This window comes from Helicobacter pylori, from assembly GCF_006439795.1.
GTDB classification, from domain to species: Bacteria; Campylobacterota; Campylobacteria; order Campylobacterales; family Helicobacteraceae; genus Helicobacter; species Helicobacter pylori_CR.
The window spans coordinates 38,491-50,684 of sequence record NZ_VEYL01000002.1; the positions used below are offsets into that span (position 1 = coordinate 38,491).

Genomic DNA, 12,194 nt, shown 5'->3' on the forward strand with positions numbered 1-12,194 from the left:
TAGGGGGGTGTTTTTAATTTTCTTCCCAAATGCTCGCCGCTTCTTCTAAACGCTGCTTATCAAAATGCGTGTAAATCCTACTGGTATTCAAGCTCGCATGCCCTAGAGCTTCTTGAACCAAAATCAAATCATGGCGTTTTTGATAAAGCAAGGTCGCAAAAGAATGCCTTAACATGTGCGCCCCATTTTTTTCTCGCCTGAGTCCTGCAAAATTGATGATGCGCTCCACTTGCTTATACAAATACGCTTGCGTTAAAGCGCTGCCTTTTTGGTTGCAAAACAATAAATCGTTTTTAACAGGATACAATTCCCTTTCTATGAGCCATTCTTTTAAAAGGCTCTCAATGTGGAAAGCTTTGAGCATCACCGCTCTGTATTTATCGCCCTTGCCTTTAATCAAAATCGTGTAACAGCCATTTTCTAAAGTAAAATCCTTTATTTTAAGCTGCAAGGCTTCATTAGAACGCATGCCTGTAAAAACGATGATTTTAATGAGCAGGCGGTTTCTGGTGCGCACTTTAGCGGACATTTCTATTTTATCAATGCTCTCTAAAAATTTTTCTAATTCTTCATTGTTTAAATGAGTAGGGAGCTTGTTGCCCGCGCTTTGATTCACTCCGCTGATGTTTTTAAGCGTGATATTATAAATATAAGATTTTTCATTTTCATTTTGATTTTGCTTGTCTATGTAGCTAAAAAGCCCGAGTAGGGCGATCCTGTAATTTTTCTTAGTGGCTAAACTCAAACCTCCGGTATAAATACTCAAAAATTCAGCCAGCATGACTTCATCAATGCTTTTGAGCGATCTTAAAGAACGCTTTTGAGCGTATTCGTAAAATTTGAGTAGGGGCAGTGCGTAGGTGTTGATACCTAGTAATCCGGCGTTACGGGCTTTTTTACAGATTTTTTCCAAGTGGCTTGCACTGCACGCTTGATTTAGTTCGTTCAAGCATTCAAAAACCTTATTTTGGTCTTTCACTTGGGAACTAGACAGGCTTGTGCATTTGTAACGCAAAAAACGCCCAATCCACAGCAAAAGATTTTCTATAGGGTCTTTTAATTCTTCTAGGGGGTGTTTCATTTAGGGTTTAGTCATCTATCAAGTGCAAATCAATGATATAAGAACCTTTAGTAATAATATGATTAACTAAAGAACTTTCAGGAATAACACGACCCCTTAAATAACTACTATAACTAATATAGGGAGACTGCATAATACATTCAACAAGCTTATCAACATTCTCTAGATCTAACTCTTCTCTAGGCACTTCAACAATCAACTGACTTGACTCTTTTAACAAAGGATTACCAACATCAAAGATAAAATGAAATGTGTTATCAAGCAAATTATACTTGATATCGTTTATTAGGGCATAATCAAGTGCCACTCCCTCTTCTTTCTCATTAATAGCGTTAGTAATAGTGTCTGATAATGGAAATGCTTGAGTTTTTAATCGCCCCAACAAATCCTCAAGATTTAAATCATCAATAGTTTTATTGTTTTCTAAAAAAAATGAACTTTCATCATCAATACATGCATGGATATTTCCTATCAGTCTTTTGAATATGTTTTTTTTAGTGTTGGGTAACTCATCATTTTCTAAATACTTTCTAAGCACTTTAATAGCTAATTGAGGGGAATTATCAATATCAAAGATAAAATAAAACGCATTATCAAGCAAATTATACTGGATATCGTTTATTTGAGCATGATTGAGTACCACTCTTTGGTTGATAGCGTTGATAATATCTTGCTGTATAAATAATCGTTCTTTTAATAAATTCTTTAAGTCATCAGGAGTAATAAAACAATATCCAGCATTTAGATCGAACGCATTAGCAATAATCTTTTCACCAATTATCTTACCACTTTTTAAACCCTCAGCAATTTCATTGATCTTACGGTTTTGTTCAGAGCTTACTCTATGATTACAAAAAGAAGGATCTAATTTAATTTCTTCATTCACTTGCTCTTGTATTTTGGCTATCCTTTTCTCTTGTGGAATTTTAGAATAACCATGCCAGCAATAGCAATCAAAGGTATCTCTTACTTTTCTGTTAAATGCTGCATATGGAGAAATTGATGAATTCTTATTGCTTGTAAAATTAAATGAAATTTTTTCATTGGGGCTTTTTGAATTTTTAAAGTTTGTAAGAAATTGTGGTAGTTCATTGGGGGCTTGTGGTATATTCTCTAAAAATTCAAGCAATACCCCTTTAAAATCAGAATTATTACCAATCAATTCAATTTTATGTGTGTTTGCGTTTTCGCAATAGAAAATACCCGTTGGCTCAAACCCTAAGTTTGCTTTCAATCCTAACAAGTATTGCTTTAAATTGAATGGTCTGTCGTTCTTGTTTGGCTTGCATTGGAATACAAAACAGCTTTTTAGATTATCTAAAATTAAATAGTCCTCAGTTATAATTGGGAAGTAAGAAAAATCACTATTCTTATCACTACAAAAACATGATTCTAACTTTTTGGTTTTATCATCAATATCAATAGGGTCGTCAGAGTTGCTAGCGATGAATATAATCCCAAAAGGCAATCCGTTGTTATTAATTCTCTTATGGAAATAAGATTCAATTTGCTTATTCATTAAATTTGTAAGAAATTGCGGTAAATCATGCGGTAAATCATTATGATTGAAAACATCTTTATTGGAAGTATCTTTGACTATATCTAACACTTCTCCAAAATCATTTCCATTGCTCACCAATTCTATTTCTATATTATAAGTGCCCTCTTTATTGCGGACAAAGTTTTCACAATACCAAATATTTCTACTATTATTGAAATTTTTGGATAACACTAGCAAGTAGTTTTTTAAATTGAATATTGCATCTGATTCGTCTGTAAATACCACAAATGCGGTAATTTCAGTAATGCTACTATATAATTCATAAAACTTTATAGAATTACACTTTTTCTTGCGCTCTAAAATTGATCTTAATTGTTTGTTTTTATCATCAACAGAAATAGCTCTAAGAAAATCAACGATAAAGATAACTCCAAATCTTATTGCCATTTATTATTCCTTAAAATCTATTTAGTTATGAAAACTGCACTTTTCAAACTTTTAAATCCAACCATTATACCACGCTACACCGCTTAAACTACAATATAAAATCCCAAAATAAAATCCTAAACAAGATTAACCCCCCCTTTTTTTAAATACCAATTTTTTTATCCCTTTGATTTGACAAAGCGAGCGATGCGTTCAATCCCCTTTTCAATCTGTTCTTCTGAGCATGCAAAAGACAAACGAACATAACCTTCCAATCCAAAAGCCTTTCCAGGCACTAACGCCACGCCTTCTTTTTCTAACAACTCATGGCAAAATCGCATCGAATCCCCCCCACAAAGGCTACCAATATGGATAAACAGATAAAACGCCCCATCAGGTTTTAAAGCACTCAGCCCTTCAATCGCATTGATTTTTGCGTGGGCTAAATGACAGCGTTTTTCAAAAGCCTGACGCATCGTTTCAATTTCCTTATCTACCAACCCCTCAAGCGCCACAATAGAAGCCATTTGCGTGATAGAATTGATATTGGAAGTGCATTGGCTTTGCAAATTATTCATCAATTTGACTAATTTTTTATCCTTGCTCGCCGCATAGCCCATACGCCAGCCTGTCATCGCCACTGACTTGCTCAAGCCATTAATGGTAATGGTGCGTTTTTTCATCTCTTCGCTCACTGCCGCGCAAGAAACAAACTCCCCTTTATAGACAAGCTTTTCATAAATTTCATCGCTAAGCACCCAAACTTTTGTCTCTTTCAAAACTTCGCCCAAAGCCTCTAATTCCGCCTTACTATAAAGCATGCCGGTAGGGTTTGATGGAGTGGTGAGAATGAGCATTTTTGTTTTGGGGCTTAAGGCGTCTTTAAGCTGCTTGGGGGTGATTTTAAAATGGCTTTTTTCATCGGTTTGAATGAATTGACTCACCCCTCCGCTGTATTTCACAAGCTCAGGGTAAGTTACCCAAAAAGGCACAGGGATAACCACCTCATCACCCTCCCCTATTAAGGCTTGAATCGCATTGAACAAGCTTTGCTTAGCGCCATTACTCACTAGAATTTCACCCGGTTCATAATCCAAGTTGTTTTCTTTTTTCAATTTAAAAGCGATCGCTTTGAGTAATTCAGGGATGCCAGCCACTGGAGTGTATTTTGTAAAGCCGTCATTTAGGGCTTTTATAGCCGCATCTTTGATCGCTTGTGGGGTGTCAAAATCAGGCTCGCCCGCTGAAAAACTTAAAATACCTTTTCCTTGCGATTTCAATTCTTTAGCGAGTGTGCTGATAGCGATCGTTGCGGATTCTGAAAGGGATTGGATTTTAGAGGAATACAACATGCTTAATCCTTGTTAAATTTTTGAACTATCATAACATGATCAAAAAGATTTTAATTTTAATTTTCAAAAAACTTTTAAAAATGTTTCAAAAGAAAGCAAGAGATTGTGTAAGAAAACTCTAATTGAAAATTCAATTAGAGAAAAACAAGCGTTTTAAATCAGAAATTGTAACGATACCCTACATAAAGGCTGTATTGACGGCGGTAAGTGAAGCTCAAATTCCCATGGTTAAAATAATAAACATTGATAGTGGGAATCTTCACGCCAAAGTCAAATTCTTGGTGCTGACCAATATGAGTGCGAATCCCTAAATTAAAAAGGAATTGGAAAATCGCCGGATCAAGGCTGTAGGAGGTGTGCTTGTAAGGGCTTTTAGTTTCCAAAAAAGCTCCTGTCGTATTACCCCAAGAGTTACCCGCAATTTGAACCCCAAAAAAGAACCCTAGAGTCGCATCCTCTTTATTGATGACATTGTATAAAGTGTCAATACCCACGCCATAAGTGAACATGTCAGACAGATTGCCCATTGTCCCTACTTTGGTCGCACATGGTTCATTGAGTTTGCACACCCCACCATTATCCGATGTCAAAGCGTTCGCTCCAAATACGGCATGCCCGTAATCCATAAAGCCATAATAGCGTGCACCAAACCATCTCTTTTCCCCGAAAAACTGCTTATAACCCACAGTAAGCCCTAAACCTTGCATGACAGCCAGATAGTCGGTTTTACCCACAGGGAATTTAGGGTAGTTAAATTCACTGCTTTTGGGGGGGTTTTTAACGCTTTGCGAAGCCTGACCGACTTGATAGCTAATCCCCAAATACCAAGCGTTTTTCTCGCCTTTCACTGCTTTATACTCTTTTGGCTTTTCCAATTGCTTTTGCACTTCTGTGCTACCTTCTGCTGCCAAAAGACTATTACCTAACACTACCGATAAACAGAGCGTTTTAAACACTACAAACTTTTTCATACAACATTTTTCCTTCTAAAAGTCTACATTTCGTATAATAATAACATAATAATCTATAAAAAACCTAAATTCTTAAGAAAAACACCCCTAAAACTTAAAATTTTAAATTTTCTAGGGGGTTTTAGCGGTTTGGCTCGGTGATTTTTTCTGTTTTTGGGGGGTTTCTTAATAAAGTTTGATAAACTCCAATGTTTTAAATAATGAGTATTAGGAAATAATCTATTCTTTTTTAAAACCATTCTCACAATCTTTAAGCAAAGCAAGCATCCTATCAAGCGCATCTTCTTGCATTGCTTGTTTAAGTAGTTGCTCATGAATAGGTTGTTCATTATTGAACTTTTTCGCTGTTTCTCTATCCATGTATTTATTTTTTAGTTCCAAGAATATTTTTTGATATTGCTCGCTATTTAAAATGCCTATTCTGTGCATGTTGGATGTTAGAAGTAAATAATATTTATCTTCTTGTATTGTTTTTCTATTTTGATTCTTTTCCCAAATATTGAGCAGAAAATTTTTTACATTTTGATTGACACCATCGTTATTTTTTGTAATGGGAAATAAATCGCAAATGAGATAATTAGAAATGAATATCTGTGTGTCATTAGGAAGTTCCATTATTTCTTTAATAAGCGTATTGATTAGAGCTTGCTGCATGAGATCTAGATCAATATTATTATACTCAATATTGTATTGTTGCAAAATAAAGAGCAAATTTTGCATACAGCGTGGTGAACTTTCTAGGATCATTAAATACCCGCTAAAGTTCTCAGTCAGTTTTCTAATAAAAGAAAAGAGAATGCGATCCAAAATAGAAAACTTAATCTCTGCTTTAAGTTCTATTTTAAATTTATTCCATTGTTTTGTAATGAAATATCCCATCGAATCGTAACTATTCCGTAGATTGTTTTCATCACTATACCCATAAAATAGTGGTATATTGTACATATTATACAAACTAATATACCAAACATCATAGTTTCTTTCACGAAAGGCTTGTTTGGAATTTATTTTTAATGTCTCAAAAGATTGAATACCTTGTCCAAGATGGTAGAGTAAAAACGCTTTTTCTAATTCGTTAAGAACGCTAGAGCTTTTTAGTGATATTATTTCACTAATTCTTTTTTTCATTGCGTTATAATCAAAATTAAAAATCATTTTTCTTAGTTGCTTAGTTGAAGAAATAATTCCGCTGTAACTTTTAGAAATATCTTTTGGTTTATCTTTTTTTATCTCTTTTAGAAAGCTTAGCAGTTCCTCATAATGTCCTTGTTTTCCAAAATATTCTTGAGTATAAAGAATGTGAATGTTTTTATTTTTGTAAAATTCAAATTCAATCCTATCAAACTCTTTAGCTGTTTTAATAAAATAGATTGGTTTTACACTTTTTGAATGAGAATTTACCCAAGAAATAATTTGCTTTACATTTTGATCGCTCAATGAGTAGCCAAGCAAAATCACTGTATCCGTTGAAAAAACTCCCTTAATATAATTTTCAATCAAGGGAAAATTATTACTATACTCTAAATAATCTTGTTCTTTAAATACGATGTTGTTTTCATCTAAACTTCCGTGCATTTTAATAAACTTTGCAAAGCCGGTTGAACTCCCAATATCCTTATCGCTCTTTATGATATTGAAAAATCTTCCTTCTTCATTGATTGCCTGTTCAAATAGATTGTCCCAATTTGTTGTGATTAGATTTTTAATATTCAATTTGACAATTCCCAAATGCAAATCATTTGGCTTTGCGTTATTAGGGATTAGAGATTTTAAAGTTTGGTAATAAAAACTTTCCCCAAATTGATTGTAAAATTTTTCTGCAAGGACAAGATAATCCTCATTTTTTTTAGTATCACCATAAAGACACTTTTGAAGCTCATTGATCAAATCACCCCATTTAGGCAATTTTGATTCAGCGCTTATTCCAGCTCCTGCAAATATGCTTAAATAGTTTTCATTGTGAGCTTTCCTAATATTGTCTATTGATGTCTCAATAAACTCTTTGTATTGTTGATGATTCACTCAAACCTCTTCTCGCTGATCTTTTCTATCAAATCCACGCTTTTTACAGAGAGTGTGATGACCCTACAAAGGAGTTCAAAAACGTATTTGCCGCCGGCGTAATCGTTCGGGTTGTTTTCAATCAAGCTGTCTGTATCCGTAGTCTTTTGATAGCATTTAATCACCCAGTCAATCGCGCTTTTGCCATTCACCACATACTCAAAGGCTTTTTTGGGGATTTTGGTGATAGTGATATTTTTGTTATAGATGATGCGGCATTCCCCTTTTTTCATTTCTTTTATCATTTTTTCCACATCATAATAGCCTTTTTCTTCTGCGTTCATTAGCGTGGCGCGTTGAATGCTTGCATGCATTTCCCCCTTCTCATAGTTAAGGTGCAGTTGGGCCAATTCTTTACCAAGAATAGAGAGTTCTTTAAAATCCTCGCTCAAAGCGATTCGCGGCGCTTCTTTGGCGAGGGAATTTTTGTATTTTTCCAAATAGCCTTTATGGTGTAAAATCGCATAAATGTAATAAAAAATCTCTTCTTCAGTAATAGTATTATCTTTATAATGCCTCCTGAAGAGGTTGAGTGCATAGCCGCTGATGGCACAATGGCGATTCCCTAAATCATCGTAATAATACAAAGGGTAAGTGTTGGCATCGCCTATAAAATGAATATCGGTGATAGCGTCGCTCACCAGAGCGCTAAAATTCCTTATTGTGGTATTGATCACCACATTCTGAGCGTCTTTATCCGGGAAAATTTTTTTCATTAAATAAAAACTATAAGAAAGTTCTCGCTCATAGTAAAAATATCGTTTATTAAAAGGGCGATACAAACTAACAGAGATTTTTTCTTGTGAAAAATCATCAAGTTTTTTCCTTTTTATCAGTTGCATTTTAAGATTTTGAACCCAAGCAATTTTCGTTTTATCGGTGGTGATTTCGTTATCGTTGAGTTGTTTATACAGATCGCCTGATTTGACGCCTTTGGTGCGTTGTTTGAAAGCTTCCCTAAAAACCTCATTGAAGCGCTTCAAGTCAGCGTTGTAAGTGTCAATGCATTTTTGCACATTTTGGCTTAAAGCGTCTTTAGAAAAGTTATACACCCACGGATCACGGCCCGTTATAACGCCCATAGAATTGATGTCAAAAACGCTAGGGTTTTGGAGTTTTTTGTCCCTTTTTAAAGGGATGAGTTTTTCAAAAGCGTCTTCTCTTTGGTTGATCCAATCGCCTTTTTCATTCGGGGTGATTTCCTTAAAAGGCACAGATTCCAAATTTTCAAACGACGCCAGCCGGTTAAGCTTTTCCTCTCTTTTCAAATAATCCCCAATATCGTAGTAAGAAATCGCGCCATTTTTCACGCTTGCATCTTTCACAAAAAAGATGATCGCTATCGTCACTCTGGATCCGCTATCAAAAATTCCAACGCCTTCCTTTTTTTGCTGCTCCCCCGAAGTCCTGGTGTTCCCTCTCAAATTCAACACATAAAGATGCGCAAATTCTTTGGCCACGCATTTCCTGAACCCATCGCCGCTTTTAGAGTCAATAAAACCCCCGTTCACCACAAAGCCTACCACCCCCTTATCTTTAACGACATCGCTTGCCATGCAAATGCTTTGAATGAGCGTGTCTCGTGTGGTTTTCCCCACTTTAGCGGTGGAATTTTTGCAGTATTTTTCAGTAACCCTTTTTTCAAGCTTTGGGTGTGAAAGGTTTTGGTTGTTATCGTTTTGGCTCTTTGCGCCGGCTGAATAAGGCGGGTTGCCGATGATGACCCTGATGTTTTGTTTTTCCATAGTGGATTTGATTTCTTTGTTTTCTTTCAAATCTTCAAAAAACGGGAATGCCCCCTTATTCGTTTTTTCCTCATAAATATCCAGGCTGTCCGTGAGCGCGATATTTTTGAAATTTTTTAACGAGCTATCCCTATTTTGCGCCGCTTGGGTGATATTGATTAAAGCGATGTAATAGGCTAAAAGCACGATGTCAAAAGCGAATAAATGGTTATCAAACTTCTCTTTTAAGGCTTCATCGCTAATGAGATTATTTTCCTTAGAAAGCAAACGAGAGATAAAACTCCCGGTGCCGGTGAAAGGATCAAAAATCGTGATGTTTTTATCGTTAAAATCCGTGTTGAAATGCTTTTTCAAAATGCCGTTAGTGGCTCTTAAGATGAAATCCACCACCTCTATAGGCGTATAAACGATCCCTAGTTTTTCGCTTTGCTTTCTAAAGGCTACTTTAAAGAAAGTGTTGTAGAGGTTTTTGATGAGTTCTTGTTGGCTTTTTTGGCTTTTGGCGTGCACTGCTTCGGTTTTCACGCTTTCATAGAAGTTTTTAAGATCTTTAGTTTCTCCTTCTAAGCCCAGAGTGGAGAGTTTTTCTACCATTTTATTCAAGGCTTTTGCGATAGGGTTTTTAATATTGTCCCCAAAAATCGCATCAAAAATGGGCTTAGTGATGATGTGAGAAGTGATCATGTCTAAGGCTTCATCTTCTTTGATGTTTTGATGGATATTTTCCTTTAAGGAAGTTAAAAAGCCGTGGAAAAATTCAGGGTTTTTGTCAAAAATAATTTTCAAGCGGTTGTTCAAGGTCCTTGCGATATTGCCCGTTTTTTTGGTGAAATTTTCCCAATAATTCCTGTCCCCTAATTTAGTGGGCATGACATTATACACGGCGTCCGCTAGATTTTGCAGAAAGATAGCGTCAAAAAGGGTTTTTTGGGCTTGTTTGGGATCACCGCTTGGCTCTGTTTTATCTTTTTGTGGCTTTTCATCGCGCGAGTATTCATCGTCTTGATGTTTTTCATCATCGCTCCCAAAGATTTTGATTTTTTCTCTGAAAGTGGCTTCATCAACCAGGCTTGGGTCATGGCTTCTTAAGGCTTTTAGCACTTTCCAAATGTTTTTGAAATTGGTGTTATTGACGGCTTCGTTCAGGTTGTTTATTTCACTCTCTTCTAAAGCGATAGGCAAAATGATATAGCCTCTTTTCTTGCCTTTGCTTTTTCGCATCACCCTACCCACCGCTTGGATAATATCCACCATAGCGCTTTTGCCATCAAAAAAGACAATACTATCTAACGCCGGGACATCCACCCCTTCGCTCAAACACCTGGCGTTGCTCAACACCTTACAAGTGTTGTGTTTAAATTCATTGAATTGTTCTAATTTTTCAAGCCTGACCTTACAATTCATGGTGCCATCAATGTGATCGATGCTGATTGTTAGGTTTTTAGAAATCTTTTTCTTAAGATCTTCATCATAGCATTCCATGATCGTTTCAAAGGAGTCTTTAATGTTCTTACTCGTCTTAATGCTTCTACAAAAGCTTATGGCTCTTTGAGAGGGCTTGGTGTCTTCTTGGTTTTTCAAGTCGTTATCTTCTTTATTTTCATCGTCTAACGCGATTACATCCTGCTTGGCCAACCCTTTATGAGTGCCGACAATCTTACAAACAAATTCGTTATTGATGAGCTTTTTATCTAATTTAGTGCCTTGGGCTTCAAGCCGACTGATCTTTTGATTCACGCTGTTAGTAACGCCGCTTAAATTTTCTTTCCGCACCGCTAAAATCATGACTTTGTAGTCTGTCAAGAGATCTAAAGCAATCGCTTTTTCAAAATTGAGCGTATAGATTTCTTCGCCAAAAATACCCTCATCGTCCATAGAATAGATGACATTATCGCTTTCTTTGGCTTTAGCTTTGGAGCTTTCGCTATACACTTTAGGCGTGGCGGTCATATAAAGGCGTTTTTTAGCCTTGATGTTGTCATCGCTATGGCAAAGCGTGAAAGCGTTTTTATCGTCCCTTTCATTCGTGGAATACATAGCCCCTACCGTTCTGTGGGCTTCATCGCAAATGATGAGATCGATTTCACCCAAACCCGCTTCTTGCGCTTCTTTAATACGCAGTGCGCTTTGATAGGTTGAAAAAATGATGAAGCGCTTGTTTTCTTTTTGCGCTTGTTCATAAACGCTTAAAATGTCTTCAAGGCGAGTGGAAGGCTTTAAGGGGAGCTCAGAAAAATTAATATCGTCTATATCATCATCGCTTTTATTTTTCTTACCTTTCCCGACTTTATCATCGCTGCACACGATAGAAGCGTAAAAAGGATCGCTTTTTTCTTGCGCGTATTCTCTAAAAGTTTGAGAAAGCAAAGCGATGCTTGGCGCTAAAAAAAGCGTGATCTTGGGATCTAAAGCTTCCATGATTTTTAAAGAAGTGTAAGTTTTGCCTGTCCCGCACGCCATAATGAGCTTGCCTCTAGTGTTTTTAGGGTCAGAAAAATACTCTTTGGTGGCGTTTATGGCTTCTATTTGGTGAGGGCGTGGCTTTTTCTTGTCGCATAAGGGGAGTTCGCTTTGCGTGGTATCCAGCTTTTCCCAATCAATCTGAGAATAGATAAAATCCTCTTCAGTGATTTCATCAATATCAATACCCATTCCGTTGCTTCTGATTTGTTCAATGGCTTTAAGAGCGTTAGAGCTTAAGTTAGAAATGGAGATGATGATCCCTTTTTTAAACCTAATCTCCCCTACCCCGCTTTGTAATTGGGTCAAAAAAGTCGCAATGTCGTTAAGCGAGATGTTGTTTTGATGGTATTTGCATTGCACGGCGATGTATTCTTTTGAAGTCGTTGTAACCACCATATCAATCCCTCGATCGCCTTCTTTCCCCCTTAATTCCCAATCGTTCCAAAGATCAATAGACTCGTATTCATTAGCGCTGTCATGCTCTTTTAAAAAACGCTTAGAAATTTTTTCAAACAAGCTCCCTTTTTGGTTGGGGGGTATGGCTTGCAATTTTTCTTTAATGAGTTTATAAGTGCTGATTTCTGACATTGTCAT

At 36.3% G+C, this 12,194-nt stretch carries 7 protein-coding genes; all 7 read right to left on the reverse strand.

Translation table 11 applies throughout. From position 1 onward, the window contains the following. Positions 1-13 precede the first annotated feature (13 nt). Entirely contained in the window at positions 14-1,081 is a 1,068-nt protein-coding gene (xerH, locus tag FIM66_RS01380) for a tyrosine recombinase XerH (RefSeq protein WP_140599832.1), read from the reverse strand. Between the two features lie 7 nt (positions 1,082-1,088). Beyond that, positions 1,089-3,029: a hypothetical protein gene (locus FIM66_RS01385; RefSeq protein ID WP_140548437.1), complete on the reverse strand. Its 1,941-nt coding sequence runs from the start codon at positions 3,027-3,029 to the stop codon at positions 1,089-1,091. A gap of 158 nt (positions 3,030-3,187) precedes the next feature. Beyond that, positions 3,188-4,360 carry a pyridoxal phosphate-dependent aminotransferase gene (locus FIM66_RS01390; RefSeq protein WP_140490477.1) on the reverse strand — a complete coding sequence of 391 codons (1,173 nt, stop codon included), beginning with the start codon at positions 4,358-4,360 and terminating at the stop codon, positions 3,188-3,190. A 158-nt stretch (positions 4,361-4,518) separates the two neighbouring features. Further along, the gene (locus FIM66_RS01395) at positions 4,519-5,331 is read right to left on the reverse strand and encodes an outer membrane protein (RefSeq protein ID WP_140479334.1); all 813 of its coding nucleotides are present in this window, start codon (positions 5,329-5,331) and stop codon (positions 4,519-4,521) included. 53 nt (positions 5,332-5,384) lie between these two features. Further along, the gene (locus tag FIM66_RS08110) at positions 5,385-5,594 is read right to left on the reverse strand and encodes a hypothetical protein (protein WP_140479332.1); all 210 of its coding nucleotides are present in this window, start codon (positions 5,592-5,594) and stop codon (positions 5,385-5,387) included. Next, positions 5,551-7,353 (reverse strand): SIR2 family protein, encoded by a 1,803-nt coding sequence (locus FIM66_RS01405; protein WP_140599833.1) that lies wholly within the window; start codon positions 7,351-7,353, stop codon positions 5,551-5,553. Before FIM66_RS01405 ends, FIM66_RS08110 begins: the two co-directional genes overlap by 44 nt. Next, positions 7,350-12,188 carry a DEAD/DEAH box helicase gene (locus FIM66_RS01410; RefSeq protein ID WP_140599834.1) on the reverse strand — a complete coding sequence of 1,613 codons (4,839 nt, stop codon included), beginning with the start codon at positions 12,186-12,188 and terminating at the stop codon, positions 7,350-7,352. Before FIM66_RS01410 ends, FIM66_RS01405 begins: the two co-directional genes overlap by 4 nt. Positions 12,189-12,194: the final 6 nt, after the last annotated feature.